This is a genomic window from Pseudomonas sp. GW821-FHT11D10 (genome assembly GCF_058808435.1).
In genome coordinates this window covers 26,571-53,204 of the sequence record NZ_JBXARR010000004.1, presented here as the reverse complement: position 1 = coordinate 53,204, position 26,634 = coordinate 26,571, and the positions used below count along the sequence as shown (strand labels likewise).

Sequence of the window (26,634 nt, the reverse complement as noted above, 5' to 3'; positions counted from 1 at the left end):
TTTACCCGGGAGAGCGTCATGAAACTGTTGGTCGTCGAAGATGAAGCGCTGTTGCGCCATCACCTGCAAACCCGCCTGACGGAGAGCGGTCACGTGGTCGAGTCCGTGGCCAACGCCGAAGAGGCGTTGTACCAGACCGGGCAATTCAACTTTGACCTGGCGGTGATCGACCTCGGCCTGCCGGGCATGGGCGGGCTCGACCTGATCCGCCAGTTGCGCTCGGGCGGCAAGACCTTTCCGATCCTGATCCTCACCGCGCGCGGCAACTGGCAGGACAAGGTCGAAGGCCTGGCCGCCGGCGCCGACGATTACGTGGTCAAGCCGTTCCAGTTCGAAGAACTCGAAGCGCGGCTCAATGCATTGTTGCGCCGCTCCAGCGGTTTCACCCAGTCGACCATCGTCGCCGGCCCGCTGTTGCTGGACCTCAATCGCAAGCAGGCGACCCTCGACGAGCAACCGCTGGCGCTGACCGCCTACGAGTACCGGATCCTCGAATACCTCATGCGTCATCACCAGCAAGTGGTGCCCAAGGATCGGTTGATGGAGCAGTTGTACCCGGACGACGACGAGCGCGATCCGAACGTGATCGAAGTGCTGGTCGGCCGTCTGCGCCGCAAGCTCGAAGGCCCGGCCGGATTCAAGCCGATCGACACCGTGCGCGGCCTCGGCTACCTGTTCAATGAGCGCTGCACTTGATCCGTTCCCTTCGCGTCCGGCTGATGCTCGCCGCCACCACCCTGGCGGTGTTGTTCATGCTCGCGTTGCTCCCGGCGATGCAGGGCGCGTTCAGCCTGGCGCTGCAGGACTCGATCGAGCAGCGGCTGGCGTCCGACGTCACCACGCTGATCTCCGCCGCGCGGGTTGAAAACAACCGCCTGATGATGCCGGCACAGTTGCCCGACGAGCGCTTCAACCTCACGGACAATCGCCTGCTCGGCTACATCTATGACCGCGAAGGGCATCTGGTCTGGCGCTCGAAGGGCACCCAGGAAGAGAAGATCAACTACACGCCGCGCTACGACGGCCTCGGCAACGAGTTCGCGCGGATCCGCGAGGCCAACGGTCAGGAATTCTTCGTCTACGACGTCGAAGTCAAACTGCTCGGCGGCAAGAGCGCGGCCTTCAGTATCGTGGCCCTGCAACCGGTGCGCGAATACGAAACCACCCTCGAAGGTCTGCGGGAAAATCTCTACCTCGGTTTTGGCGCGGCGCTGCTGGTGCTGCTCGCGCTGCTGTGGATCGGCCTGACCTGGGGCCTGAAAGCCTTGCGCCGGCTCAGTCAGGAACTCGACGAAATCGAAGGCGGAACCCTCGAAAGCCTCAGCGAACAACACCCGCGCGAACTGCTGCGCCTGACCGGTTCTCTCAACCGCCTGCTGCACAGCGAACGCCAGCAGCGCAGCCGTTACCGCGACTCCCTCGACGATCTGGCCCACAGCCTGAAAACCCCGCTGGCGGTGTTGCAAGGCGTCAGCGAAGACATGGCCCAGCGCCCCGAAGACCGCGATCAGGCCTGGGTGCTGCAAACCCAGATCGAACGCATGAGCCAGCAGATCGGCTACCAGTTACAACGCGCCAGCCTGCGCAAAAGCGGTCTGGTGCGCCATCAGGTGCGCCTGCGCCCGGTGCTGCAAAGCCTGTGCGACACGCTGGACAAGGTCTACCGCGACAAACACGTGCGCGTCGCCTTCGATCTGCCCGAGCACTGTTACGTGCCGATCGAGCAGGGCGCCTTGCTGGAAATGATGGGCAACCTGCTGGAAAACGCCTATCGCCTGTGCCTGGGCGAAGTGCGCATCAGCGTGCGCGAAAGCCATTCCGGAAGCGAACTGTGCATCGAAGACGACGGCCCCGGCGTACCACCGGATCAGCGCGCACGGATTCTCGAACGCGGCGAACGCCTGGATCGCCAGCATCCGGGGCAGGGGATCGGGCTGGCAGTGGTCAAGGACATCATCGAGAGCTACAGCGCCAAGCTGACCTTGGGGGATTCGCCGATGGGCGGGGCGGCGTTCAGGATTCATTTTCCGGCGACGTGAAAGCGTTGGATAGAAGCGCCGCTCGTCTGAAAGACCTTCTTACCTGTTAGTTCTGACAGTAGCCGCAACGCAGCCTTGAGGTGTTTGATCGCAACAAGCGAGCTGGATCGCCAGCCCTTGTTCGAGGAGAGCAATTCATGACTGGTCAGCAATCAACTCCCGGTGTGCTGGTTCTCTATCCGTTGAGGTTCGCCGGGGCTACTCCAAACATGATCGTCAACCCGCCGCCACCGTCCGGAGTGCCGGTGGAAGGGCTTCCCCATTCGAGTTTCATTGTTGTTACCAAACGCGATGGCAGTCGTGAAGGTGCAGTACAGGCGATCGTGGATCCTCCTGCGGAGCCTTATCGGAACATCGCGCTGTACATGAAAGGGCCTTCGGACACGCAGCCGCAATTGATCGAGCGCAGGCCTGTCGATCCGACAGATCCGAACAAACAGGTCGTTTTTTATGTGTTCCAGTCGCTGCTGACCAACGGCGTGCATGTGTTTTTTTACGAAGTGGAACGTGACAGCGGCAACAGCGGACCTTCTACGGAACATTGGCCGCTGTATTACCGCGAACTGCCGGGAGGCAACGATGTTCCAGGCAATGGTCCGCACCCGGCCCTGTCCATCCAGTTTGATCCCCAGGCCGGCGATAACCCTTCTTTCGGCAAGGATGAAGTCGACAAGGGTGTACCTCTTACGCTGTTTTATTCGTTCATGGAGCCTTACGACAGGATCACTCTGGAGGCCAAAACCACCCGGTTTTCATTCACTCTGCAACCAAATCAAGTAGGGCAGCCGTATGTGTTCACGATGACGAGATCGATGTTCGAGCAAGTCGGCAGTGACCCGGCGATGCCGTTTTCTTTCACTGTTGTCAGGCAAACCAATGACCCGACGGACAAGCGGCGTTGGTCGGCGGTGATCAAGGCGCACGTTGATACCGAGCGCAACATTTATGATCCCGCGATCTTGAGTGAAGACCCGCGAGAACTCGATGATGTCCCTGAGACTGTCGACTTACGCAAGTTGCAGGACTTTCTCTTTGCGCTGATTTACGTTACCCGCCCTGCCTGGGAGCCGGGTGACAAAATCCTGATGAGCTACCGCTGCGTGCCTCCGACCGGATCGGCAGTGACGCACAATGAAACGGTTTTGGTTTCCCGCGTCCCTTTTCAATATGAGCCGACGGTTCCCGCCGTGAAGGTGTTGAAGGGCGGTCTGATCTCTGTTGAGTACGAGCAAGAAAGGAGCGGCCAGGTTATTGGCCTTTCGAAAGTCGCCACGGCACAGGTCATTGGCGAACCGCTGGTCGATGAGCCTGCTGCAATCACCACCGTGACGGACACAAAAGGACAAGTCATTTCCCATGGCGGTGAAACCGCTGACATCACGGCGAATGTGGTGGGAACCGGGGAGGAAGGCAAGGATGTAGAGCTTTTCGATGGCGCTACTTCAAGGGGTACGGCAAAAGTCATCAACGGGCTTTGGAGGGTTACGCTGACCAATCTGGCCTTCAGTGCGCATTCGCTTACGGTCAAAGCCTTGTACGGGAGTGGGAATGTGTCGGCGCCGCGGAGTTTTACCAAGATTCATGTGGAGGATTTTGAGACTGTTCCCACCGCGTTCCTTAATCCTGGTGGTATTGCCGGCACGCCTTTTTTCGACATTTACAATCTCGGAGGGGGAAGTTCCGGTCCGGTTGGAATTGCGTTCGCCGCTGGTGTTAACCAGGGCGAGATCAGAGGTCAGGCATTGCAGCCGTCTTACGGTATAGAAACTACGTATACCAGCCCCGTGCAAATCCAGCTCAGGTTGAAAATGCCCTGTTCTCGAGTGACCTTTTACAGCGGGTCTGTCAGCGCACCTGCCACCGTAAGCTTTTACAACGCCTCTGGCGTAAAGCTGGGGACGCGGCCAATTCCGCACATAGCGAGCGGTTCAATTTACTTCATGACGGATTTTTCAGTAGTCGGGATCAGCCTGATTACACTTTCCCCAACGGGAAATGACTGGTGTGGGTTCGATAAATTTACATTTTGGCCCTGAAGCTCGAGCTCAAAGCTCCTGCGCCCGATAAGCCCCCGGCGTCAGCCCCGTCCACTTCTTGAACGCCCGATGAAACGCCGACGGCTCGGAAAACCCGAGCTGTTCGGCGATCTGTTGCAACGACAGATCCGCCCGCCCCAGGTGATAAATCGCGATGTCCCGGCGCAACTGATCCTTCAATTCCTGAAAACTGGTGCCTTCCTCGCGCAAATGCCGGCGCAGGGTTTGCGGGCTGATATGCAGGTGCGCGGCAACCGCTTCGAGGTCCGGCCAGCGTGCGCTGTCGTGGCTGAGCAAGCGACGCAGTCGGCTGCTCAGGCTGTTGCCGTCGTCGGGGCGGGACAGCAGGTCGGCGGGGGAGCGTTCGAGGAAATGCTTGAGGGTGCGTTCGTCCTGCAACAGCGGCATGTGCAGATAGCGGCTGTGAAACACCAGGCTGCTTTGCGTTGCCGAAAATTCCAGCGGGCAGGAAAACAGTAGATCGTATTCCGCCCCGTGCGCCGGTTTCGGATAGCTGAAGCTCGCCTGTTCCAGACGAATCCGTTGGCCGATCAGCCAACTGCCGAGGCGATGCCAGATCACCAGCAGGCTTTCGCTGAGAAAGTGATCCGGATCCCACAATTGCGCATCGTCGAGGCTCAGGCGCACCCATTCGTCTTCATGGGTCAGGGTCAGGCGCGGGGCTTCGGGGAATAGGCTATAAAACAATAAGCCGCGTTGCAGAGCCTTCTCCAGGCTGCGGCAATGAATGATGGCGTGGCACATCATGGCGAAGCTGCCGGGTTTGCTCGGCGCATTGCCGAAACCCAGGTATTCGTCGTCCAGGGCCAGCCACAGGTTCTGGATCAGTTGGGTGAATTGCTCCGGGGCGATTCGCGCGCGCGGCTCGTCGAGCAGTTCGGGGCTGATGCCCAGTTGCTGCAGCAGGTCCGAATATTCGTAACCCGAGCGCCGTGCGCCACCGAGGGCGGCGCGGGCAAAGTGACTGGCGATGGTGCGTTCGCGCATGAGCGGCAGATCCTTCCTCTGGCGACCGATGGTAGCGGCTGCCTTTGATCGGTAACAAGGCGGATTTCCGCCAAATTGTAGGACGAGGTCGGGCGAGTTGGCGGAAATCCGCCACACTTGAGTAACCGAACGGTGACACAGAAAAAGCCGTATCCCCTGATATCAAAAGGCTTGCAGCGATTTGCACCAAAGTGGCACGACGTTTGCGATAAGAGCGACAGAAGCGTGCGCCGAGCCGGTCCGGAAAAGCGCCGTTCGACACAACAAATCCCTCCAGTGCAGGAGGGTTCGCAATTCAAGTGTCGCGTACAACAGATGGATGTTGCCACGCGGGACTCTTGAGGAACTTTGCAATGACGACTCGTCAGCCACTGTACAAATCCCTGTATTTCCAGGTGATCGTCGCAATCTGTATCGGTATTGCGCTCGGCCACTACTACCCGCAGTTCGGCGTGGCCGTAAAGCCGCTGGGTGACGGGTTCATCAAACTGATCAAAATGATCATCGCCCCGATCATCTTCTGCACCGTGGTCAGCGGCATCGCCGGCATGCAGAACATGAAATCGGTCGGCAAGACCGGCGGTTACGCACTCCTGTACTTCGAAATCGTTTCGACCATCGCCCTGCTGGTCGGCCTGATCGTGGTCAACATCGTGCAACCGGGCAACGGCATGCACATCGACGTCAGCACCCTCGACGCCTCGAAAGTCGCGACCTATGTTGCTCAAGGCGCAGACCAGAGCGTTGTCGGCTTCCTGCTCAACGTGATCCCGACCACCATCGTCGGCGCGTTCGCCACCGGTGACATCCTGCAAGTGCTGATGTTCTCGGTGATCTTCGGTTTCGCCCTGCACCGCCTGGGTGCCTACGGCAAGCCGATCCTGGACTTCATCGATCGCTTCGCCCACGTGATGTTCAACATCATCAACATGATCATGAAGCTCGCGCCAATCGGTGCCTTCGGTGCGATGGCGTTCACCATCGGTGCCTACGGCGTCGGTTCGCTGGTGCAGCTGGGTCAACTGATGATCTGCTTCTACATCACCTGCCTGGCGTTCATCCTGATCGTGCTCGGCGGTATCGCCCGCATGCACGGCTTCAGCGTGCTGAAAATGATCCGCTACATCCGTGAAGAACTGCTGATCGTGCTGGGTACTTCCTCCTCGGAATCGGTACTGCCACGCATGCTGATCAAGATGGAGCGTCTGGGCGCGAAGAAATCGGTAGTGGGTCTGGTGATCCCGACCGGCTACTCGTTCAACCTCGACGGCACCGCGATCTACCTGACCATGGCGGCCGTGTTCATCGCTCAGGCGACTGACACCCACATGGACATCACTCACCAGATCACCCTGCTGGTGGTGTTGCTGCTGTCCTCCAAAGGCGCAGCCGGTGTGACCGGTTCGGGCTTCATCGTACTGGCGGCCACCCTGTCGGCCGTAGGTCACCTGCCGGTGGCCGGTCTGGCGCTGATCCTGGGTATCGACCGCTTCATGTCCGAGGCCCGTGCCCTGACCAACCTGGTCGGCAACGCCGTTGCCACCATCGTTGTGGCCAAGTGGGTGAAAGAGCTGGACACCGACGTGCTGCAGACCGAGCTGGCCTCGGGCGGCCGTGGCATCATCGATACCCGTCCGGAAGACGACCTGGGTGTGGCCGAAGGCGCAACCCCGAGCAATGTGAAGTAAGCATCGCTTGAATGGAAAAACCCGCTTCGGCGGGTTTTTTCTTGTCTGCTGTTTGAGCGCAACGGTCAGCGCAACTGATGGATCCGGTAATTGCCCCATCGCCGATGGCTGCCTAGGCTGCATGCATCGTTGATGGAGATCGCCCATGTCTGCACCGTTGGCCTCACTGAAGATTCTGGATTTCTCGACCTTGCTGCCGGGGCCGTTCGCCTCGCTGCTGCTGGCGGACATGGGTGCCGAGGTGTTGCGCATCGAATCGCTGACCCGTCTCGACCTGGTGCGGGTGTTGCCGCCCCACGATCATGGGATCTCGGCCAGTCACGCTTATCTCAACCGCAACAAGCGCAGCCTGGCGCTGGATCTCAAGCAGCCCGAGGCGCTGGAGCTGGTGAAGCAGTTGCTGGCGGATTACGACATCGTGCTGGAGCAGTTTCGCCCCGGTGTGATGGAGCGGCTGGGGCTGGGTTACGAGGCGCTGAAGGCGATCAATCCGAAGCTGATTTATGTGTCGATCACCGGTTACGGCCAGACCGGCCCGTACAAGGATCGCGCCGGCCACGACATCAACTATCTGGCGCTGGCCGGGCTCTCCAGTTACACCGGCCGCGCCGACAGCGGGCCGTTGCCGCTGGGCATGCAGGTAGCGGATGTGGCTGGCGGCTCGTTGCACGGGGTGATCGGCCTGTTGGCGGCGGTGATTTCCCGCCAGCAGACCGGGCAGGGCACGCATCTGGACGTGAGCATGACCGACTGCGCATTCAGCCTGAACGCCATGGCGGGTGCCGGTTATCTGGCCTGCGGCGAGGAGCCGGGCTGGGAGGATCAGATGCTCAATGGCGGCAGCTTTTACGATTACTACCGCTCCCGCGACGGGCGCTGGATGTCGGTGGGCAGTCTCGAGCCGGCCTTTATGCAGCAACTGTGTGCGGCGCTGGGGCGGCCGGAACTGGCGGCGCAGGGTTTGTCACCTAAGCCCGAGCAGCAGAGGGCGCTCAAGGACGCCTTGAAGGTCGAGTTCGAGAAGCATGACTTTGCCGAGCTGTGCGAGCTGTTCGCCGGGATCGATGCCTGTGTCGAACCGGTGTTGAACCTGGACGAGGCGGTGCAGCATCCGCAATTGCAGGCGCGGGAACTGGTGACCCAGGTGCCGCGTGGAGATGGCTCGTCGCAGGCGCAGATGGCGTGTCCGCTGAAGTTCTCCGAGGCATTGCCGGCGCCGCGGCATGTCGGCGCGGCGCTGGGGCAGCATACGGATCAGGTGTTGGCGGAGTTGGGGTTGAGTGCTGAGCGGATTGCCGAATTACGTGCCGCGAAAGTCGTCGCGTAGCTTGTGGGTTACTCGACCCGCATCTCGCCACTGAACACCAATGTGTTCCGACAGCGTCGGCACAGATACCGCCGCCCCTGCCGGACCAGGCTATGGCGCTGCGCCGAAAACGGAAAATCGCTATCCGCACACGGGCATTTATAGATATAGCGGGTCACGCTGCGGCGTTTGACTTCATAGGTATGGCAGCGGTCCGGCGGCAATTCGTAGACCCCGCGCATGATCAGTTGCCACTCCTCGCCGTGGGGCTGGATGCGGTCGCCGAACAGTTGATGGGCGATCAGATGCGCGACTTCGTGGGCCACGGTCTGCTTGAGGAAATGTTCGGTGTTTTCCCGGTACAGCTGCGGATTGAAGCGCAGCAGGTTCTCGTGCAGATGCGCGACCCCGGCTTTTTGCCCGCGCAGCTTGAGGCTCACCACGGGGCGTTTGAAGGGACGTTTGAAAAAGGATTCAGCGAGTTGGAAACAGTCTTCGACGCGGGTATTGAGTTGCTCGGGCATGCTTGATGGATCTCCAGAGGCGTCGAGTATGCCGCAACCCCGCAGCGTTGCGAATCGTCGAGCTGCCGAATGGTCGTCGCTCCTTTTCAACCGGCACGAGAAGGCCGCCTCGCGGCGGCCTGTGTTGGCGGATCTTGTTCTTCTCGGCAGTGCAGCCAGCTAATTTGTGTAGACGGGCCCCACGCCCAGTCCCCAGACAATCACGGTAAAGGCCATGATGGCGACCAGCACCACCAGCCCCACCGCCAGCACCGAGCTGGAAAACAGGAAACCCTCGTCGGACGGAATGTTCATGAAGGTCGGCAGCCCCACATACAACAGGTAAACCGTGTAGCAGATGGCCGCCGTGCCGACGATCATCCCCAGCCACATGTGCGGATAGAGCGCCGCCAGCCCGCCGACGAACAACGGTGTCGCGGTGTATGTGGCAAATGCCACGCAACGGGCCAGGCTCGGGTTGGCGTCATAGGTGCGGGCCATCCAGTGCACGAAGGCACCCATGACCGCGACCCCGCCGAGCATTGCCAGATAAGACATGATCGTCATCCACAACGCGCTTTCGACGGTGAGCATCACCGGTGCGCGGTTGCCGATCACCCAGCCGACCTGAGTGGTGCCGATAAATGCCGAAACAGCGGGGATCGCCGCCAGAATCAGCGTGTGCGTCAGATACATCTGGCTGATGCTTTCTTCCTGGTCGCCACGGATTTCCTTCCATTCCTGATCGGGGTGGGTAAAAAGTCCCACTACGTGATGGATCATGCCAGTCACTCCTCTCGTTATTGCCATCGCCCCCCAGCGGAGCGCCTACGGGCCAATGCGGCCGAGCAAATACAGGTCTTCAGATTGTGTGCGACCTTATGTCGCAGTATAGAAAGGTCTTAACCGCACAGGTGATAGGGGCTTAGAGCAAATCGCGCTGTAAAACCGCGGGGTAATCGCGTCGGGGTCTGTGCAGACGGGCGCTGAAAGCGGCGACAACCTGTGGCCACAAGCGAAGTGTTTTTGCGTAAAATGCCCGCCTTTCGTCACACCTCACGGATTTCGCGTCATGGGCACTCTTACGGTCAACCAGAACAAACTGCAAAAGCGCCTGCGCCGCCTGGCCGGCGAAGCCGTCACCGACTTCAACATGATCGAAGACGGCGACAAGGTCATGGTCTGCCTGTCCGGGGGCAAGGACAGCTACACCATGCTCGACGTGCTGATGCACCTGCAGAAGGTTGCACCGATCAAGTTCGAGATCGTCGCCGTGAACATGGACCAGAAACAGCCGGGCTTCCCCGAACACGTGCTGCCGGCCTACCTGAAAGAGCTGGGCATCGAGTACCACATCGTCGAGAAGGACACCTACTCGGTGGTCAAGGAGCTGATCCCGGAAGGCAAGACCACCTGCTCGCTGTGCTCGCGCCTGCGTCGCGGCACGCTGTACACCTTCGCCGACGAAATCGGCGCGACCAAAATGGCCCTCGGTCATCACCGCGACGACATCGTCGAGACGTTCTTCCTCAACATGTTCTTCAACGGCAGCCTCAAGGCCATGCCGCCGAAGCTGCGCGCTGACGACGGGCGCAACGTGGTGATCCGTCCGCTGGCCTACTGCAACGAGAAAGACATCCAGGCCTACTCGGACTTCAAGCAATTCCCGATCATTCCGTGCAACCTCTGCGGCTCTCAGGAAAACCTGCAGCGTCAGGTGGTCAAGGAAATGCTGGTGGACTGGGAGCGCAAGACCCCGGGTCGCACCGAAAGCATTTTCCGCAGCCTGCAGAACGTGATCCCGTCGCAGCTGGCTGACCGTAACCTGTTTGATTTCACCAGCTTGAAGATCGACGAGACGGCGGCTTCGCGTTTCGTCAATGTGGTGAACCTGTAAGCGATCCGATCGCTTGAAAAAAAACGGCGCTCGCGGGCGCCGTTTTCAATTCGTTTTTTAGGAGAGGGCATGCGCGACTACAAGTGGCTGCACGAATACTGTCTGAACCGCTTCGGTTCGGCGGCTGAACTGGAAGCCCATCTGCCCGTTCCCAAGACCCCGGCGCAACTGCGCAAGATCAGCGACGACCGTTATCTCTCGACCATGGCCCTGCGGGTGTTTCGTGCCGGGCTCAAGCACAGTCTGGTGGACGCCAAGTGGCCGGCCTTCGAGGAAGTGTTCTTCAAGTTCGATCCGGAAAAAGTCGTGCTGATGAGCGCCGAACACCTTGAGCGGCTGATGCAGGATGCGCGGATCATCCGCCACCTGGGCAAGCTCAAAAGCGTGCCGCGCAATGCGCAGTTCATTCTGGATGTCGAGAAAGAAAAGGGCAGTTTCGGCGCGTTGCTCGCCGACTGGCCGGTGACCGATATTGTCGGCCTGTGGACCTATCTGAAAAAGCACGGTCATCAATTGGGCGGGTTGTCGGCGCCACGGTTCTTGCGGATGGTTGGCAAGGACACGTTCGTGCCGAGCTACGACGTGGTCGCGGCGCTGAATGCGCAGAAGATCGTCGACAAGGTGCCGAGCAGTCTGCGGGATCTGGCGACGGTGCAGAACGCGTTCAACCAGTGGCATGAAGAGAGTGGCGGACGGCCGATGAGCCAGATCTCGATGATGCTGGCTTACACCGTCAACCATTGAGCTCAGAGCGATCGTTCCCACGTCGAGGCGTCCGCGTGGGAACGATCTTGGAGTTGGAGCGCTGTCAGGCGACGGAAACTTCGCCTTCGCCCGCCAGTTTGCGATTCAACTGATACCGCCACCGCACATACAACAGCGCCGAGCAGAACACCGCCAGACTGGCGATCATCTCCAGCACACCGAACAGTTGCCGGCTCGGGTCATACGCGGCCAGTGCGCCCTTGATGAAATACAGGTTCACCACAAAGCACATCCACGAATGCCCCCGTGCGCTGCCCATGATCATGCCCGGTGCGAGCACGATCCACGGGATCAGCTCGATCAGCAAAATCACCCACGGCCGCGCGCCGTGCAGGTCGGCGAACACCAGGTAATAAGCGGCGAGCAGTCCGGCCAGGCCGAAAAAGCACAGCAGACTGATCACCCGCATTGCCCGCACTCGTGGCTCCAGCCACTCGACGGCGGGCAGGACTTTCGGCTTTCTGGCCATCTCAGTTCCCCAGTTTCTGGGCCGTCTTGGCCAGGCGTGCGCCGAGTGCGCGGCACAGCGCCACTTCGTGCTGATCTAGACCGCTTTTACCGTCGGCCCCGGCGTGATGGCTGGCGCCGTACGGCGTGCCGCCGCCTTGAGTTTCCAGCAGCGCCGATTCGCTGTAGGGCAGGCCGGTGATCAGCATGCCGTGGTGCAGCAGCGGCAGCATCATCGACAGCAGGGTGGTTTCCTGACCGCCGTGCAGGCTGGCGGTGGACGTGAACACCCCGGCCGGTTTGCCGACCAGCGCGCCGGTCAGCCACAGGTTGCTGGTGCCGTCGAGGAAGTACTTGAGCGGCGCGGCCATGTTGCCGAAACGGGTCGGGCTGCCGAGGGCCAGGCCGGCGCAGTTCTTCAGGTCATCCAAGGTGGCGTACAGCGCGCCTTCATCCGGAATGTCCGGTGCCACGGCTTCGCACTCGGTGGAGATCGCCGGCACGGTGCGCAGGCGCGCTTCGAGGCCGGCCTGCTCGACACCACGGGCGATCTGCCGGGCCATCTCGTTGGTCGAGCCGCTGCGGCTGTAATACAGAACTAGAATGTACGGCGCACTCACGGCAGCAGCTCCAGGATCTGCTCCGGTGGACGGCCGATGACGGCCTTGTCGCCGGCTTCGAGAATCGGTCGCTCCATCAACTTCGGATGCGCCGCGATCGCTTCAATCAATTGTTTCTCGGTGAGACTGGCATCGGCCAGGTTCAGGGTCTTGTACTCGTCTTCGCCGGTGCGCAGCAGTTGCCGTGCGCTGATGCCCAGCTTGCCGAGCAAGGCCTTGATCTGCGCGGCGTCCAGCGGGGTTTCGAGGTAGCGCACCACGTTTGGTGTCAGGCCACGGGCTTCGAGCAGTTCGAGCGCACCGCGGGATTTCGAGCAGCGCGGGTTGTGATAAAGCGTCAGATCGGTCATGGGCGGGTCGCTTCTTGCGTAGAGTGGCGGCTATTCTAACTGTGCAGCGCGCAATCCAGAACCTTGGGAGGCGATGGGTCGCAGGCGCATTCAATTTTTCACAAGGAACACGACATGACACGGGCACTGGCAGCGGCATTGACGATCATCGGGGCGTTGATGCTGGGGGGCTGCGGTAACGACTACGGCATCGACCAGAACGGGCAGAAAGTGGCGTCCGAGCGCCTCGACAAACAATGGGTCGTGCTCAACTACTGGGCCGAATGGTGCGGCCCGTGCCGCACGGAAATCCCGGAACTCAATCACCTGGCCGAAGAGCTCAAGGGCAAGAAGATCGGCGTGTTCGGGGTCAATTTCGACAACGTGCAGGGTGAAGAGCTGAAGAGCGCCAGCGAAAAACTGGGCATCAAATTCACCGTGCTGGCGCAGGATCCGTCGGAACTGTTCGAACTGCCGCGCAGTGAAGCCTTGCCGGTGACTTACATCATCGACAACAAGGGCAAGGTGCGGGAACAGTTGATGGGGGAGCAGACGGCGGCGGGGGTGATGGCGAAGCTTGAGGCGTTGCAGGCGACCAACTGATCCACCTTCGCTGATCGTTCCCACGCTCTGCGTGGGAATGCATCCCGTGACGCTCTGCGTCACAGCGGACGCGGAGCGTCCGGGGCGGCGTTACCACGCAGAGCGTGGGAACGATCACAGAGGCTTGGCGATGTAAAGGATCAGCCTTCTTCCAGCCACCAGCGCAACGGCTTGCCTTCGGCAGGCCAGAAGCGCATCTGCTCGATCGGCGAGATGTCCCAGCGCTCCACATGCTCCAGCGCCTGGAGGAAGCGTTGCTCCTGCTCCATCAGCGCCGGTGCGCAGAGTTTGCGGGTCTTGCCGATCTTGCCGAAGCTCAGCTTGTCGCCTTCCAGGGTGTAGGGCGCGAACCAGTGGTTGCAGCCGCCATTGCCATAGGCCCGGCCATCATCGCCGAGGGTCACGGTCAGGTGGCTGTAGTCCATCAGCGGACGCTCGCCGATCCACTCCAGAATGTAGCTGCGGTTCTGTTGCAGTTGCACAGGCTCCGCGGCGCAACCCATCAGGCCGGCGCCGACAGCGGCGGTCAGGGCCAGGTGTTTCATCACGCCGGCTCCTGGCATTTCGGGCACAGGTGCTTGTCGCCGACGACTTTCCAGCCCAGCTCCGCAATACGTGCCGTGGCGGCCGGTTTTTCCGCAGGCTTGCCCAGTTTGGCGTCCACCGCGAATTCGAAGCTCAGCTCCTTGGCGCAGCTGTCGCAGTTGACCTGCCAGGTGTGGATCGCCAGTTCACCGAACACCGGGCCGGTGGTCATGGCAGTCCATTGACCCGGCGGGTTGATCAGGTGGCGGACGGTGTCGACGGTCAGGCGCATGGACAAGTCCTTGCTGCCTTTGAGGGTCACGACCAGCACGTCGCCGATGCGGATCGAGCCACCGTTGCCGGTGACCTGATAACGGCCCGGAACCAGGGCGCGGCATTCGGTGAGGGTGTGTTGCGGGTTCATCAGGGTGTAGCGGAAATCGTGTTCGACCATGGGTCCTCCAAATATGCGCGACATGCTAGCACGGGCTTGATTGCAGAATGATGCGCGCGTGCGACCTTCGATCCGGTTCAAATCAACACCGCAGTCGTGGCAAACTGCCGCCTTCATTTTCAAGGAACGGAACATGGCGCTGATCGAATGTTATGAATGCAAGCGGAGCATCAGTTCCGAAGCGACGGCGTGCATTCATTGCGGGGCTCCGCTGGCAGATGTACAGGCGCCTCACGCCGAAACGGGCGCGTCGACGATTTCCTTTGGCAGCCTGCCGCGTAACAAGGCCGTGCCCGAGGCCCACGTTCCGCCGCCGGCTCCCGAGCGGCCGAAGATCATGCCGGCCGCGGCGGGGCGACGCCGTCGTTCGCAACCTGTCGAGCCGGTGTTGAACCCGGACGGTTCGCGCCCGGTGGAGGGCTGGCTGAAGATCATGGCGTTTCTGATGCCGCTGGTGTTTGTCTGGTTCCTGCTGCGCAGCGGGCACTCCCTCAAGCAACGTTTGCTGGGGTTCGGCTGGCTGGCGCTGTTGATCTTGTGCGTGGCGATTACCCCGACGCCGCCTCCGGTCTGAGTCCGATCATTCAGCCTTCGACCTGGTTCTGCGGCGTACCTGCCGCCCAGGTCGCGATGTTGTGCAAGGTGGTCGCGGCAATCGCGCCCAAGGCCTCATGGGTCAGGAACGCCTGATGCGCGGTGACGATCACATTCGGGAACGTCAGCAGCCGCGCCAGCACGTCGTCCTGTAGCGGCAGGTCGGAGCGATCTTCGAAGAACAGCTGCGCCTCCTCTTCATACACATCCAGTCCCAGATAACCGAGCTGGCCGTCCTTCAGGGCGTCGATCAGCGCCGGCGTGTCCACCAGACCGCCGCGCCCGGTGTTGATCAGCATCGCCCCCGGTTGCATGTGCGCCAGCGAATCGCGGTTGATCAGGTGTTTGCTCTGTTCGTTGAGCGGGCAGTGCAGGCTGATGATCCGTGCTTGCGACAGCAGGTCCGGCAGGCTCAGGTAGCGCGCGCCCAACGCTTCGACGGCAGGGTTCGGGTAAGGGTCGTAGGCCAGCAGTTCGCAGCCGAAGCCGTGCATGATTTTCGCGAAGGTCGCGCCGATCTGCCCGGTGCCGACGATGCCGACCGTTTTGCCCACCAGATCGAAACCGGTGAGCCCGTGCAGGCTGAAATCGCCTTCGCGGGTGCGGTTGTAGGCACGATGCAAGCGCCGGTTGAGGGCGAGGATCAACGCCACCGCATGCTCGGCCACCGCGTGGGGCGAGTAGGCCGGTACGCGCACGACGGCCAGCCCGAGGCGTTTGGCGACGACCAGATCCACATGGTTGTAGCCGGCCGAGCGCAAGGCGATCAGGCGAGTGCCGCCGGCCGCCAGACGTTCGAGCACCGGGGCGCTCAGGTCATCGTTGATGAACGCGCAAACCACCTCGTGATGTTCGGCCAGCGCTGCGGTATCGAGACTGAGCCGGGCTGGCTGAAAGTGCAGTTCGATCCCGGCCGGGCAGTCGGCGGCGAGGAAGCTGTCGCGGTCGTAGGTCTGGCTGCTGAAAACGATCGTGCGCATGAAATCCTCCTGGAGCATCGACGCGGGCGCAAATCACCCGCGACAACTTTAGCCGCGTCGGCGATGACCGGCATTGCCGTGGATCAGGCGCTGATCTTCGCCTGGGCCGCCAGACGATTGATCGCCCGTTCCAGCTCGTCCAGCGCGGTCGAGGCCTTGGGATCCTGCTGCTTGAGCAGGGTTTCGCTGCGCTGGCAGGCGGCGCGCAATTGCGGCACGCCGCAGTAACGGGTGGCGCCATGCAGGCGATGCACCCGTTCGAGCAGACTGTTCTGATCCTGATTGTCGCGGGCGGTGCGGATGGCTTCGCGGTCGGCCTCGAGCGAGGCCAGCAGCATCGCCAGCATGTCCGCCGCCAGATCCGCCTTGCCGGCGGCCAGGCGCAGACCTTCTTCGTGATCGAGAATCGGCAGTTCCTGATTGCCCAGCAGACTTTCGCCGCCACGGTCCGGCGCCTGATTGCGTAACGCCAGGCCCGTCCACTTCAGCACTACCTGCGCCAGTTGCCGCTCGCTGATCGGCTTGGTCAGGTAGTCGTCCATGCCGCTTTGCAGCAGCGCGCGTTTTTCATTGGCCATGGCGTGGGCGGTGAGGGCGACGATCGGCAACGGCGTGCAGTGCCGCTCGCTTTCCCACTGGCGAATCGTTTCGGTGCTCTGGCGTCCGTCCATGCCGGGCATCTGCACGTCCATCAGCACCAGATCGAAGGTTTCGTTCTGCACCGCCTTGACCGCGGCGTAGCCGCTTTCCACGGCCAGCACCTTGGCGCCCATGTCTTCGAGCAGCGTCTGCACCAGCAACAGGTTGGCCGGGTTGTCGTCGACACACAGCACTTTCGGCGCGCGGCTCGACAACGGTTCGCCCGGTTCGCTGCGCGGCTGGCGCGGGTTGACCATGTCCGACAAGGCCCGGCGCAGTTTGCGGGTGCAGGCCGGTTTCGATTGCAGCTGGCTGTGAGGGTTGGGCACCGAAAGGTGATAGAGCGTCAGCTCGGTGGTCGGGCACAACACAAGCACCCGGCAACCGAGGTGCTCAAGGTCCCAGATGTGCTGATTGAGACGCTCCGGCGGCATGTCGTTGCTGGTGATGCCGAGCACCGCCAGATCGATGGCCTGATCGGTCTGATGGGCGCCGGTGACGCCATTGGTCAGGCTTTCCAGGGTATTGAACGGCGTGACATCGAGGCCGCAGTCTTCCAGTTGATGCTGCAGGGCCTGGCGCGCCAGTTCGTGGTTTTCCAGCACCGCCACCCGGCGCCCGAGCAGTGGCGCGGAAGGCAGGTCTTCGGCGTCGTCGCGGGTCTTGGGCAGGTTCAGGCTGATCCAGAATTCCGAACCTTCGCCCGGCGTGCTGTCGACACCGATTTCGCCGCCCATCTGTTCGATCAGGCGCTTGGAAATCACCAGCCCCAGACCGGTGCCACCGGGCTGGCGCGACAGTGAGTTGTCAGCCTGGCTGAACGCCTGGAACAACGCGCGCACGTCCTGGTTCGACAAACCGATGCCGGTGTCCTGAATGCTGATGCGCAACTGCACGCTGTCGTCGTTTTCTTCTTCGAGCATGGCGCGGGCGACGATGGTGCCTTCGCGGGTGAACTTGATCGCGTTGCTCACCAGGTTGGTCAGGATCTGCTTGAGGCGCAGCGGATCGCCGACCAGCGACAACGGCGTGTCGCGGTACACCAGACTCACCAGTTCCAGCTGCTTGGCGTGGGCGGCGGGGGCGAGGATGGTCAGGGTGTCCTGCAACAGGTCGCGCAAGTTGAACGGAATATGGTCGAGCACCAGTTTGCCGGCCTCGATCTTCGAGAAATCGAGGATCTCGTTGATGATCCCCAGCAGGCTGTCGGCGGATTTTTCGATGGTGCCCAGATAGTCGAGCTGGCGCGGGGTCAGCTCGCTTTTCTGCAACAGGTGGGTGAAACCGAGAATGCCGTTGAGCGGCGTGCGGATTTCGTGGCTCATGTTGGCGAGGAATTCGGATTTGATCCGGCTCGCTTCCAGCGCCTCCTTGCGGGCCAGGTCCAGCTCGATGTTCTGGATCTCGATGGTTTCCAGATTCTGGCGCACGTCTTCGGTGGCCTGATCGACGCTGTGCTGCAATTCTTCGCGGGCGTTTTGCAGGGTGCCGGCCATACGGTTGATGCCGGACGCCAGTTCATCCAGTTCCTGGCTGCCCAGCGGCGGCAGGCGGGTTTCCAGGTGACCGTCCTTGAGCTGCGCGACGGCCTGTTTGATCTGGCTCAGCGGGCGGTTGATCGTGCGGCCCATGCGCAAGGCCAGCAACGCGGCGCCGGCCAGACCCGCGCCAATCAGCAGCAGGCTGGCGAACAGGCTTCGATAGCCGCGCAACAGCATGCCGTTGTGCGACAGCTCCAGTTCGACCCAGCCGAGCAGCCGGTCGGACTCTTGCGGGATCAGCTCGCCGGCGAGGTTGCGGTGTTTGCCGAAGACCGGCAGCAGATAGCGGGTGGCATCGTTGCCGCTGCGTCGCAGCAAATGCGCGCTGTCGCCGCTCGGCGCCTGATTGAGCATGGTCGGGCCAGCGTGGGCGAGAGGCGAGCGGTCGGGCGCGAGGAACGTCACGGCGCGCACGTCCGGTTGTTCGAGGGACTGGGTGGCGATGCGCTCGAGCAGTTCGGCATCGCCGTGGCCCATGGCCGGAGCCACCAGCGGGGCCAGTTGCTCGGCGATCATTTCGCCGCGCTGCATCAGTTGGGTTTGCAGGTCGGACTGCTGCGTCCAGGTGAAATACCCGCCCAGCACCAGTGCCATCAGGCTGGTCGGCAACAGGGTCAGCAACAATACGCGACCTTTGATTCCCAGTTTCTTGAGCACGCCTTTCTCCTGCATCCCGCTGATCGTTGACTCACACGTGCGTCCGGCACGCGGTATCGGCGCAGTGTAGCGATTTGCTTGCGGGCAATCTTGGGAAAATGATGTCGTCGTTGTTCGTGCGGGGGGTGGTCATCTGTCCGACAGGTCAAGCTTGGGTTGCCGGGCGAGCGGCAATCTTGAATAATCACACAACTGAGAATTATTTGCAGATACTCATGAATCTTGTCTCTGTTGGCCCACCACGCATTCTTTCCATCGAGGACGATCCCGTACTCGGTGCCTATGTTCACGAGCAATTGGGCCGCAGCGGCTTCCAGGTCACCTGGTGCCAGGACGGCAGCGAGGGCCTTGACGTCGCCCGGCGCCAGCCGTTCGATGTGGTGTTGATGGATATTCTGTTGCCGGGGCTCGACGGATTGAATGTCCTGACCCAACTGCGCCAGAGCCACTCAACGCCGGTATTGCTGATGTCGGCACTGGGTGCCGAGGCCGACCGTATCAGCGGGTTCCGCCTCGGTGCCGACGACTACCTGCCCAAACCCTTCAGCATGGCCGAGCTGCATGTGCGGATCGAGGCAATCCTGCGGCGGGTCGCCCTCGACCGTCGTCCGGTTACCGTTTCGCCTGTCGTACCGGTCGGTGGACTGCGTTTCGATGACAGGCAATGCGATGTGTTCTATCGCGATCAGTCTGCCGGCCTGACCCGCAGCGAATACCGTCTGCTGGAAACGCTCAATCGCCATGACGAGGAGGTGCTGAGCAAGGCCTTTCTTTATCAGCATGTCCTGCAACGCGGTTACGCCGCCCATGACCGCAGCCTCGACATGCACATCAGCCAGATCCGCCGCAAACTCATGTCGGTCGGCTACACCGAGCGGGAGGTGCGCACGGTGTGGGGCAAGGGTTACGTCTTGAGCGCCGCCGATGAAAGTGTCTGACCTGCCGGGCCGGCACTCGCTGTTCTGGAAACTCGCCTGCCTGCTGGTGGCGTTCTGTCTGCTGATGATCTGGCTGAGCTGGTCCTGGGGCCGGTATATGGAACAGCGCAATCAGTTCCTCTCCGACGACGCCCGGCACACCCTGAGCCGTTATGCCGCCGAGGCCGAGCGTGCATGGCAGCAGGGCGAACGCAAAGGCATCGATAGCTGGTTGCAGAGCATGGAGTTGCGCGAGGCCGGCTGGGTCGGCGTGATCGGCGGCAGCCTGCAGTCGCTGAGCAGTGAACCGTTCAACGCTCAAGAGCTTCAGCACCTGACCTTCCTGCGAGGCCTTGACTGGCCGATTCATAAAAGGGGCCGCCCGTGGCTGCGGGTTCCGTTCCCTACTGACCCGACGGCCGGAAGTCTGGTCATCGAGTTGCCCGAGCGATTCCTGCCGGGGAAATACCGGGTGTTCTGGCGGGTCATCACCAACGGTGTGATTCCCGGTCTGTTCACCTTGCTGCTGTGCGTCGGCCTGTATCGCCTGCTGGTGGTACCGCTGAACAATTTGCGCGAGCAGGCCAATGCGTGGCGCGCCGATCAACTGAATGTGCGGTTGTCGAGCGGCATCACCCAGCGCCCCGATGAACTCGGAGAACTGGCCCGCGCCTTCGATTCGATGTCCGAACGCCTGCAATCCACCGTGGCCCTGCAACAGCAACTGCTGCGCGACCTGTCCCACGAACTGCGCACGCCCCTGAGCCGGCTGCGGGTCGCCAGCGAAAGCGAGCAGCAGCTGCAACCGTTGCGCGAACGCATCGGTCGCGAAGTCGACGTGATGCAGCGATTGGTGGAAGACACCCTGCAACTGGCCTGGCTCGATACCGAGCGCGCACCGTTGCCGGACGAAGCGATCCAGATTCAGGCGCTATGGGAAATGCTCACCGAAAACGCCTGCTACGAAAGCTGCTGTCCGATCGGGCAGTTGCAGTGCGGGGTGGAAGCTTCCTGCTGGGTACGCGGCAATCTCAACACCCTGGCCCAGGCTCTGGAAAACATTCTGCGCAACGCCATTCGCCATTCGCCACCGGGCGGTATCGTGCGGCTCGACGGTCGACGGGATGGCGATTACTGGCACCTGTGGCTGGAGGACGAGGGCGGCGGCGTGGCCGAAGCGGATCTTGAGCGGATCTTCTCGCCCTTCATCCGCCTCGACGGCTCGCGGCCGGGGGACGGTGGATTTGGTCTGGGCCTGAGCATCGCGAGGAACGCGGTGCAACGCCAGGGCGGAGCCCTGTGGGCCGAGAATGGGCCATCGGGATTGCGCTTGAATCTGCGGTTGGTGGCGGATGACAGTGCTGTCGCTCCCGATGCCTTCGCTGGCAAGTCGCCGACCTCAGTGGACATGGGCCGCCCGCAGATGGTTTGAGCTGCACAAGAAAGTGTCAGCGCTGCTGACACTCTTTTAAAAGTCGCACCACTGGCGCGACTTTTATTGCTTATTCCAAGAAACCATAAGCACCACACTTTGCGTGATATGGCCTGCGCAGGTTTGCCGGTATGATAGGCGCCCCCGCTGTCCGGATTGCGAAAAACGCCATGACCTTGCAGTACCCAACCATCGCCGATTGCGTCGGCAACACGCCGCTGGTGCGTTTGCAGCGCCTGCCCGGTGTCACCAGCAACACCCTTTTGCTCAAGCTCGAAGGGAACAACCCGGCGGGTTCGGTCAAGGATCGTCCGGCGCTGTCGATGATCACCCGTGCCGAGTTGCGCGGGCAGATCCACGAAGGCGATACGCTGATCGAAGCGACCTCGGGCAACACCGGGATCGCCCTGGCGATGGCCGCCGCGATCAAGGGTTACAAGATGATCCTGATCATGCCGGACAACTCCAGCGCCGAACGTAAAGCGGCGATGACCGCTTACGGCGCGGAGCTGATTCTGGTCAGCCAGGAAGAGGGCATGGAAGGCGCTCGCGATCTCGCCCAGCGGATGGAAGCCGAAGGCCGTGGCAAGGTGCTGGATCAGTTCGCCAACGGCGACAATCCTGAAGCGCACTACACCACCACCGGCCCGGAAATCTGGCGTCAGACCCAGGGCTCCATCACCCATTTCGTCAGTTCCATGGGCACCACCGGCACCATCATGGGCGTGTCGCGCTACCTCAAGGAGCAGAACGACAACGTGCAGATCGTCGGCCTGCAACCGATGGAAGGCTCGGCCATTCCCGGCATTCGCCGCTGGCCGCAGGAATACCTGCCGAAGATCTATCAGGCCGAGCGCGTCGACCGCATCGTCGACATGGCGCAAAGCGAAGCCGAGGACGTCACCCGTCGTCTGGCCCGCGAAGAAGGCATCTTCTGTGGCGTGTCCTCGGGCGGTGCGGTGGCAGCGATGCTGCGCCTGTCCAGAGAAGTTGAAAACGCGGTGATCGTCGCGATCATCTGCGACCGTGGCGACCGTTACCTGTCGACCGGCATTTTCGACGCGCCCAACTGATGGCCAAGCACGAGAGAGGCCTGCGCTTCCAGCCCACCGGCGGCAGCAAGGCCCCGCAAATCCCGACCGGCAAAAAGCAGCGCTTGAGCATCGAGCGCCTGGCCAATGACGGTCGCGGCATCGCGTTTTTTGAAGGTAAAACCTGGTTCGTCCTCGGCGCCCTCGCCGGTGAAGAGGTCGAAGCCCGAGTGCTCGGCGCCCACGGCAAAGTGGTCGAGGCGCGCACCGAGCGCGTGTTCAGCGCCAGTGAATTGCGTCGTCCCGCACCTTGCCAGCACGCCGGCCGTTGCGGCGGTTGCAGCGTCCAGCATCTGCCCCACAACGAACAGCTTGCCCTGAAACAGCGCATGCTCGCCGAGCAGTTGTCGCGAGTCGCTGGTGCCGAACCCGAGGAGTGGGCGGCGCCGTTGACCGGTCCCGAATTCGGCTACCGTCGCCGCGCCCGGATCGCCGTGCGCTGGGACAGCAAAGCCAAAAAGCTCGAAGTCGGTTTCCGTGCCGCCGGCAGCCAGGACATCGTCGCGATCAGCGAATGCCCGGTGCTGGTACAGCCCTTGCAGCCGATCATGACCCGCTTGCCGGAGATGCTTCGTCGCTTGAGCAAACCTCAGGCGCTGGGGCATGTCGAATTGTTCAGTGGCTCGTCACTCGCCGTTCTGCTGCGTCACATGGCGCCGCTGTCCGAAGCTGATCTGACGATCCTCAAGGATTTCTGCGCGTTCCATGAAGCGCAACTCTGGCTGCATGGCGAAGGCGAACCGCAGCCGGTGGATGATGCACAGTCGCTCGGTTACCGCCTGGAACAATGGGATCTGCAACTGGCCTACCGGCCGGGGGATTTCATCCAGGTCAACGCCGGGGTCAACGAGGCCATGGTGGCGCAAGCGCTGGACTGGTTGAAACCGACGAGCGATGAGCGCGTGCTCGACCTGTTTTGCGGTCTGGGCAACTTCGCACTGCCGCTGGCGAAAGCTGCGCGTGAAGTGGTGGCGGTCGAAGGTGTGCAGACCATGGTCGATCGCGCGGCGGCGAATGCCGCCAGCAACAATTTGCATAACACAAAGTTTTTTCAGGCCGATTTATCCCAGCCTTTGACCGATGCTCAGTGGATCGGAAACGGCTTTTCTGCGGTACTCTTGGATCCACCGCGTGACGGTGCTTTCGAGGTGGTGCGCAAGCTGGCGACCCTGGGCGCCGAACGGTTGGTGTACGTGTCGTGCAACCCTGCAACTCTGGCGCGCGATACGGTCGAATTGATCAAGCAGGGCTACCGGTTAAAACGTGCCGGGATTCTCGATATGTTTCCTCAGACGGCACATGTCGAGGCCATGGCGTTATTTGAAGCGAGCCAGGATGGCTCGTCTGATCCGACTGGTCGTCCGTAGCGCTCGCATTGGCCCCGCGAGCGCGAACGGGCATTGAAGGTCAGTGATTTGACGCATTGAATCTGCGTCGTAGGGAAGGTAAAGCAAGATGGTACAGGTGAGAGCACACCAGCCGATCAACACTGACGGCAGTATCAATCTCGAGGCTTGGCTCGATCATGCGGTCAGTGTCGATCTGGCACTGGATCGCGAAGCCTTGAAAGAGGCCTGCGAGTACGCTCGCCAGGCCGAGCAACAATCCAATGCGGCGAAGAACCTCTGGTCCGAAGGCAGCGGCAGTTTCAGCACCGGCCTCGAGATCGCCGAGATCCTCGCCGACCTCAAGCTCGATCAGGATTCGCTGGTGGCTGCGGTTCTCTATCGCGGCGTGCGCGAAGGCCAGATCGAACTCGCGGCGGTCAGCCAGCGCTTCGGCCCGGTGGTCGCCAAACTGATCGACGGTGTGCTGCGCATGGCGGCGATCAGTGCCAGCCTCAGCCCTCGCCAGTCGATGGTGCTCGGTACCCAGGGCCAGGTGGAAAACCTGCGCAAGATGCTGGTGGCGATGGTCGACGACGTGCGTGTCGCGCTGATCAAGCTTGCCGAACGTACCTGCGCGATTCGCGCGGTGAAAACCGCCGACGATGAAAAGCGTAACCGGGTCGCCCGGGAAGTCTTCGACATCTATGCGCCGCTCGCGCATCGACTCGGCATCGGTCATATCAAATGGGAACTGGAGGACTTGTCCTTCCGTTACCTGGAACCCGATCAATACAAACAGATCGCCAAGCTGCTGCATGAGCGGCGGCTGGATCGCGAGCGTTTCATCGCCGACGTGATGACCCAGCTCAAGGACGAATTGCAGGCCACCGGCGTCGAAGCCGACATCAGCGGCCGGGCCAAACACATCTATTCGATCTGGCGCAAAATGCAGCGCAAGGGTCTGGAATTCAGCCAGATCTACGACGTGCGTGCGGTGCGCGTGCTGGTGCCGGAAATGCGCGACTGCTACACCGCGCTCGGCATCGTCCACACCCTGTGGCGGCACATCCCGAAAGAGTTCGACGACTACATCGCCAACCCGAAAGAGAACGGCTACCGCTCGTTGCACACGGCGGTGATCGGCCCGGAAGGCAAGGTGCTGGAAGTCCAGATCCGGACCCATTCGATGCACGAAGAGGCCGAGCTCGGCGTCTGCGCGCACTGGCGCTACAAGGGCACTGACGTCAAGTCCGGCTCGAACCACTACGAAGAGAAAATCTCCTGGCTGCGTCAGGTCCTCGAGTGGCACGAAGAGCTGGGTGACATCGGCGGGCTCGCCGAACAGCTGCGGGTCGATATCGAGCCGGACCGGGTCTACATCTTCACCCCGGACGGTCACGCCATCGACTTGCCGAAGGGCGCGACGCCGCTGGACTTCGCCTACCGCGTGCACACCGAAATCGGTCACAACTGCCGTGGCGCGAAGATCAACGGGCGCATCGTTCCGCTCAACTACAGCCTGCAGACCGGCGAGCAGGTCGAGATCATCACCAGCAAGCACGGCACCCCGAGCCGCGACTGGCTGAACCCGAACCTCGGCTACGTCACCACGTCCCGGGCGCGGGCGAAGATCGTGCACTGGTTCAAGTTGCAGGCGCGCGACCAAAACGTCGCGGCGGGCAAGACCCTGCTCGAGCGCGAACTCAATCGCCTCGGCCTGCCGGCGGTGGATTTCGACAAGCTGGCCGACAAGGCCAACATGAAAACCGCCGAAGACATGTTCGCCGCCCTCGGGGCCGGCGACCTGCGTCTGGCGCAACTGGTCAACCTGGCGCAACAGCTGGTCGAGCCGGAACGCGGCAACGAACAGCTGGAACTGATTCCGCGCAAGGCGACCGGCTACAAACCGGGCAAGCGCGGCGACATTCAGATCCAGGGCGTCGGCAACCTGATGACCCAGATGGCCGGCTGCTGCCAGCCGTTGCCGGGCGATGCAATCGTCGGCTACATCACCCAGGGCCGTGGCGTGAGCATTCACCGTCAGGACTGCGCCTCGGTGCTGCAACTGGCCGGGCGCGAGCCGGAGCGGATCATCCAGGTCAGCTGGGGGCCGGTGCCGGTGCTCACCTATCCGGTGGACATCGTCATCCGCGCCTACGACCGTTCCGGTCTGCTGCGTGACGTTTCGCAGGTGCTGCTCAACGAGCGGATCAACGTGCTGGCGGTCAACACCCGCTCGAACAAGGAGGACAACACCGCGCTCATGTCCCTGACCATCGAGATTCCGGGTCTGGACGCGCTGGGGCGGTTGCTGGGGCGGATTTCCCAGTTGCCGAACATCATCGAAACGCGGCGTAACCGGACTCCATGAAACCGATCTACAGCCTTGAAGACCTGCTGCACCTGATGAACCGTCTGCGCGACCCGCAGTACGGTTGCCCGTGGGACATCAAGCAGACTTACGCGACCATCGTCCCGCACACCCTCGAAGAAGCCTACGAAGTCGCCGACGCCATCGAGCGCGGCGACTTCGACCACTTGCAGGGCGAGTTGGGCGATCTGCTGTTTCAGGTGGTGTATTACAGCCAGCTGGCACGGGAGGAGGGGCGGTTCGAATTCGCCGGCGTGGTCGACAGCATTACCCGCAAACTGATCCGTCGTCATCCGCACGTGTTCCCGACCGGAGATCTGTATGCGCCGCTGGACGTGCCGCGTCTGAACGAAGAGCAGGTCAAGCAGCGCTGGGAGGAGATCAAGGCCGAAGAACGCGCCGAGAAATCCGCCGAGCCGCAGCAACTGTCACTGCTCGACGATGTGCCCGCCGCGTTACCGGCATTGTCACGCTCGGCCAAGTTGCAGAAGCGCGCAGGGCAGGTCGGTTTCGACTGGCCGGATGCGCTGCCGGTGCTGGACAAGGTCCGTGAAGAGCTCGATGAAGTGCTCGAAGCCATGTCCGAAAATGACCCGCAAGCGGTGGCTGACGAGATCGGCGATCTGCTGTTTTCCGTGGTGAATCTGGCCCGGCATCTGAAGGTTGATCCGGAAACCGCGTTGCGTGGCGCCAACGGCAAGTTCGAACGACGTTTCCGTTTTATCGAACAGGCATTGCACGACACCCACCGACCCATAGAAGATTGCACCCTCGAAGAGTTGGACGCCCTGTGGGGCGAAGCCAAACGTCAGGAAAAGAATTTGCCCAGCTGCGGCTGAGCCGTTGCCTAAGTGAGTAAGCATC

General features: G+C 61.7%; 25 protein-coding genes. 15 read left to right on the top strand and 10 right to left on the bottom strand.

Features of this window, described 5'->3' with window-relative positions:
• Positions 1-18 precede the first annotated feature (18 nt).
• The 3 genes from AC1RT4_RS13920 (at position 19) to AC1RT4_RS13910 (ending at position 4,075) form a co-directional block, all read left to right on the top strand.
• Positions 19-696 (top strand): response regulator transcription factor, encoded by a 678-nt coding sequence (locus tag AC1RT4_RS13920; protein WP_007957754.1) that lies wholly within the window; start codon positions 19-21, stop codon positions 694-696.
• Positions 693-2,039, top strand: coding sequence for an ATP-binding protein (locus AC1RT4_RS13915; RefSeq protein WP_493085757.1), 1,347 nt, complete (start codon positions 693-695; stop codon positions 2,037-2,039). Before AC1RT4_RS13920 ends, AC1RT4_RS13915 begins: the two co-directional genes overlap by 4 nt.
• A gap of 137 nt (positions 2,040-2,176) precedes the next feature.
• Positions 2,177-4,075 (top strand): hypothetical protein, encoded by a 1,899-nt coding sequence (locus AC1RT4_RS13910; protein WP_493085755.1) that lies wholly within the window; start codon positions 2,177-2,179, stop codon positions 4,073-4,075.
• Between the two features lie 9 nt (positions 4,076-4,084).
• On the opposite strand, the gene AC1RT4_RS13905 is transcribed toward AC1RT4_RS13910, so the two are convergent.
• Entirely contained in the window at positions 4,085-5,083 is a 999-nt protein-coding gene (locus AC1RT4_RS13905; RefSeq protein WP_493085753.1) for an AraC family transcriptional regulator, read from the bottom strand.
• A gap of 353 nt (positions 5,084-5,436) precedes the next feature.
• On the opposite strand from AC1RT4_RS13905, the gene AC1RT4_RS13900 reads away from it, so the two are divergent.
• Complete coding sequence (locus tag AC1RT4_RS13900) at positions 5,437-6,771, top strand: dicarboxylate/amino acid:cation symporter (RefSeq protein WP_273905002.1); 1,335 nt, start codon at positions 5,437-5,439, stop codon at positions 6,769-6,771.
• Positions 6,772-6,916: 145 nt separating this feature from the next.
• Positions 6,917-8,098 carry a CaiB/BaiF CoA transferase family protein gene (locus tag AC1RT4_RS13895; RefSeq protein ID WP_493085750.1) on the top strand — a complete coding sequence of 394 codons (1,182 nt, stop codon included), beginning with the start codon at positions 6,917-6,919 and terminating at the stop codon, positions 8,096-8,098.
• 8 nt (positions 8,099-8,106) lie between these two features.
• Here the strand turns inward: AC1RT4_RS13895 and AC1RT4_RS13890 are convergent, their stop codons facing one another.
• Entirely contained in the window at positions 8,107-8,601 is a 495-nt protein-coding gene (locus tag AC1RT4_RS13890) for a SprT family zinc-dependent metalloprotease (RefSeq protein WP_007957760.1), read from the bottom strand.
• A gap of 159 nt (positions 8,602-8,760) precedes the next feature.
• Positions 8,761-9,363, bottom strand: coding sequence for a Yip1 family protein (locus AC1RT4_RS13885; RefSeq protein WP_493085748.1), 603 nt, complete (start codon positions 9,361-9,363; stop codon positions 8,761-8,763).
• A gap of 289 nt (positions 9,364-9,652) precedes the next feature.
• Here AC1RT4_RS13885 and ttcA point away from each other — a divergent pair, with 289 nt between their 5' ends.
• Positions 9,653-10,477, top strand: coding sequence for a tRNA 2-thiocytidine(32) synthetase TtcA (gene ttcA / locus AC1RT4_RS13880; RefSeq protein ID WP_064598661.1), 825 nt, complete (start codon positions 9,653-9,655; stop codon positions 10,475-10,477).
• 69 nt (positions 10,478-10,546) lie between these two features.
• Positions 10,547-11,221, top strand: coding sequence for a DNA-3-methyladenine glycosylase I (locus tag AC1RT4_RS13875; protein WP_085683575.1), 675 nt, complete (start codon positions 10,547-10,549; stop codon positions 11,219-11,221).
• Between the two features lie 64 nt (positions 11,222-11,285).
• Here AC1RT4_RS13875 and AC1RT4_RS13870 read toward each other — a convergent pair whose 3' ends face one another.
• Genes AC1RT4_RS13870 through arsC form a run of 3 tightly spaced genes read right to left on the bottom strand, consistent with a single transcriptional unit; the run spans position 11,286 to position 12,659 of the window.
• On the bottom strand, positions 11,286-11,711 hold the full coding sequence (locus tag AC1RT4_RS13870) for a DUF2069 domain-containing protein (RefSeq protein WP_011335491.1): 426 nt from the start codon (positions 11,709-11,711) through the stop codon (positions 11,286-11,288).
• A 1-nt stretch (position 11,712) separates the two neighbouring features.
• Entirely contained in the window at positions 11,713-12,309 is a 597-nt protein-coding gene (gene wrbA / locus AC1RT4_RS13865) for an NAD(P)H:quinone oxidoreductase (protein ID WP_007957765.1), read from the bottom strand.
• Positions 12,306-12,659 carry an arsenate reductase (glutaredoxin) gene (gene arsC, locus AC1RT4_RS13860; protein WP_011335489.1) on the bottom strand — a complete coding sequence of 118 codons (354 nt, stop codon included), beginning with the start codon at positions 12,657-12,659 and terminating at the stop codon, positions 12,306-12,308. Before arsC ends, wrbA begins: the two co-directional genes overlap by 4 nt.
• Before the next feature lie 114 nt (positions 12,660-12,773).
• Here arsC and AC1RT4_RS13855 point away from each other — a divergent pair, with 114 nt between their 5' ends.
• Positions 12,774-13,241, top strand: coding sequence for a TlpA disulfide reductase family protein (locus tag AC1RT4_RS13855; protein ID WP_085610707.1), 468 nt, complete (start codon positions 12,774-12,776; stop codon positions 13,239-13,241).
• A gap of 140 nt (positions 13,242-13,381) precedes the next feature.
• Here the strand turns inward: AC1RT4_RS13855 and AC1RT4_RS13850 are convergent, their stop codons facing one another.
• Positions 13,382-13,786 carry an META domain-containing protein gene (locus AC1RT4_RS13850; protein ID WP_007957769.1) on the bottom strand — a complete coding sequence of 135 codons (405 nt, stop codon included), beginning with the start codon at positions 13,784-13,786 and terminating at the stop codon, positions 13,382-13,384.
• A complete protein-coding gene (locus AC1RT4_RS13845) occupies positions 13,786-14,220 on the bottom strand; it encodes a hypothetical protein (protein WP_493085744.1) in 435 nt (144 codons plus the stop codon). Before AC1RT4_RS13845 ends, AC1RT4_RS13850 begins: the two co-directional genes overlap by 1 nt.
• Positions 14,221-14,353: 133 nt before the next feature.
• Here AC1RT4_RS13845 and AC1RT4_RS13840 point away from each other — a divergent pair, with 133 nt between their 5' ends.
• A complete protein-coding gene (locus AC1RT4_RS13840; protein WP_493085742.1) occupies positions 14,354-14,794 on the top strand; it encodes a hypothetical protein in 441 nt (146 codons plus the stop codon).
• Positions 14,795-14,804: 10 nt separating this feature from the next.
• Here AC1RT4_RS13840 and AC1RT4_RS13835 read toward each other — a convergent pair whose 3' ends face one another.
• Positions 14,805-15,794 carry a 2-hydroxyacid dehydrogenase gene (locus AC1RT4_RS13835; RefSeq protein WP_493085740.1) on the bottom strand — a complete coding sequence of 330 codons (990 nt, stop codon included), beginning with the start codon at positions 15,792-15,794 and terminating at the stop codon, positions 14,805-14,807.
• An 83-nt stretch (positions 15,795-15,877) separates the two neighbouring features.
• A complete protein-coding gene (locus AC1RT4_RS13830; RefSeq protein WP_493085738.1) occupies positions 15,878-18,631 on the bottom strand; it encodes a response regulator in 2,754 nt (917 codons plus the stop codon).
• Between the two features lie 215 nt (positions 18,632-18,846).
• Here AC1RT4_RS13830 and AC1RT4_RS13825 point away from each other — a divergent pair, with 215 nt between their 5' ends.
• The 6 genes from AC1RT4_RS13825 to mazG all read left to right on the top strand — a co-directional run bounded on the left by AC1RT4_RS13825 (position 18,847) and on the right by mazG (position 26,609).
• Entirely contained in the window at positions 18,847-19,569 is a 723-nt protein-coding gene (locus AC1RT4_RS13825; protein WP_493085736.1) for a response regulator transcription factor, read from the top strand.
• On the top strand, positions 19,556-20,980 hold the full coding sequence (locus AC1RT4_RS13820) for a histidine kinase sensor domain-containing protein (RefSeq protein ID WP_493085734.1): 1,425 nt from the start codon (positions 19,556-19,558) through the stop codon (positions 20,978-20,980). Before AC1RT4_RS13825 ends, AC1RT4_RS13820 begins: the two co-directional genes overlap by 14 nt.
• A 170-nt stretch (positions 20,981-21,150) precedes the next feature.
• On the top strand, positions 21,151-22,053 hold the full coding sequence (gene cysM / locus AC1RT4_RS13815; protein WP_085704789.1) for a cysteine synthase CysM: 903 nt from the start codon (positions 21,151-21,153) through the stop codon (positions 22,051-22,053).
• Positions 22,053-23,438: a 23S rRNA (uracil(1939)-C(5))-methyltransferase RlmD gene (rlmD, locus tag AC1RT4_RS13810; protein WP_492620006.1), complete on the top strand. Its 1,386-nt coding sequence runs from the start codon at positions 22,053-22,055 to the stop codon at positions 23,436-23,438. Before cysM ends, rlmD begins: the two co-directional genes overlap by 1 nt.
• 88 nt (positions 23,439-23,526) lie before the next feature.
• Positions 23,527-25,770: a GTP diphosphokinase gene (relA, locus tag AC1RT4_RS13805; protein ID WP_007957789.1), complete on the top strand. Its 2,244-nt coding sequence runs from the start codon at positions 23,527-23,529 to the stop codon at positions 25,768-25,770.
• Positions 25,771-25,775: 5 nt separating this feature from the next.
• Positions 25,776-26,609, top strand: a complete 834-nt coding sequence (gene mazG, locus AC1RT4_RS13800; protein WP_493086353.1) for a nucleoside triphosphate pyrophosphohydrolase — start codon at positions 25,776-25,778, stop codon at positions 26,607-26,609.
• The last annotated feature ends 25 nt before the right edge of the window (positions 26,610-26,634 follow it).

Coding starts and splice junctions, on each gene's coding strand:
- AC1RT4_RS13875 (WP_085683575.1), top strand. CDS start 10,547: ATGCGCGACTACAAGTGGCTGCACGAATACTGTCTGAACCGCTTCGGT.
- AC1RT4_RS13820 (WP_493085734.1), top strand. CDS start 19,556: ATGAAAGTGTCTGACCTGCCGGGCCGGCACTCGCTGTTCTGGAAACTC.
- AC1RT4_RS13900 (WP_273905002.1), top strand. CDS start 5,437: ATGACGACTCGTCAGCCACTGTACAAATCCCTGTATTTCCAGGTGATC.
- relA (WP_007957789.1), top strand. CDS start 23,527: ATGGTACAGGTGAGAGCACACCAGCCGATCAACACTGACGGCAGTATC.
- AC1RT4_RS13835 (WP_493085740.1), bottom strand. CDS start 15,794: ATGCGCACGATCGTTTTCAGCAGCCAGACCTACGACCGCGACAGCTTC.
- ttcA (WP_064598661.1), top strand. CDS start 9,653: ATGGGCACTCTTACGGTCAACCAGAACAAACTGCAAAAGCGCCTGCGC.
- AC1RT4_RS13850 (WP_007957769.1), bottom strand. CDS start 13,786: ATGAAACACCTGGCCCTGACCGCCGCTGTCGGCGCCGGCCTGATGGGT.
- AC1RT4_RS13840 (WP_493085742.1), top strand. CDS start 14,354: ATGGCGCTGATCGAATGTTATGAATGCAAGCGGAGCATCAGTTCCGAA.
- AC1RT4_RS13895 (WP_493085750.1), top strand. CDS start 6,917: ATGTCTGCACCGTTGGCCTCACTGAAGATTCTGGATTTCTCGACCTTG.
- AC1RT4_RS13905 (WP_493085753.1), bottom strand. CDS start 5,083: ATGCGCGAACGCACCATCGCCAGTCACTTTGCCCGCGCCGCCCTCGGT.
- AC1RT4_RS13890 (WP_007957760.1), bottom strand. CDS start 8,601: ATGCCCGAGCAACTCAATACCCGCGTCGAAGACTGTTTCCAACTCGCT.
- AC1RT4_RS13845 (WP_493085744.1), bottom strand. CDS start 14,220: ATGGTCGAACACGATTTCCGCTACACCCTGATGAACCCGCAACACACC.
- AC1RT4_RS13870 (WP_011335491.1), bottom strand. CDS start 11,711: ATGGCCAGAAAGCCGAAAGTCCTGCCCGCCGTCGAGTGGCTGGAGCCA.
- rlmD (WP_492620006.1), top strand. CDS start 22,053: ATGGCCAAGCACGAGAGAGGCCTGCGCTTCCAGCCCACCGGCGGCAGC.
- AC1RT4_RS13885 (WP_493085748.1), bottom strand. CDS start 9,363: ATGATCCATCACGTAGTGGGACTTTTTACCCACCCCGATCAGGAATGG.
- arsC (WP_011335489.1), bottom strand. CDS start 12,659: ATGACCGATCTGACGCTTTATCACAACCCGCGCTGCTCGAAATCCCGC.
- AC1RT4_RS13920 (WP_007957754.1), top strand. CDS start 19: ATGAAACTGTTGGTCGTCGAAGATGAAGCGCTGTTGCGCCATCACCTG.
- AC1RT4_RS13855 (WP_085610707.1), top strand. CDS start 12,774: ATGACACGGGCACTGGCAGCGGCATTGACGATCATCGGGGCGTTGATG.
- AC1RT4_RS13910 (WP_493085755.1), top strand. CDS start 2,177: ATGACTGGTCAGCAATCAACTCCCGGTGTGCTGGTTCTCTATCCGTTG.
- cysM (WP_085704789.1), top strand. CDS start 21,151: ATGACCTTGCAGTACCCAACCATCGCCGATTGCGTCGGCAACACGCCG.
- AC1RT4_RS13825 (WP_493085736.1), top strand. CDS start 18,847: ATGAATCTTGTCTCTGTTGGCCCACCACGCATTCTTTCCATCGAGGAC.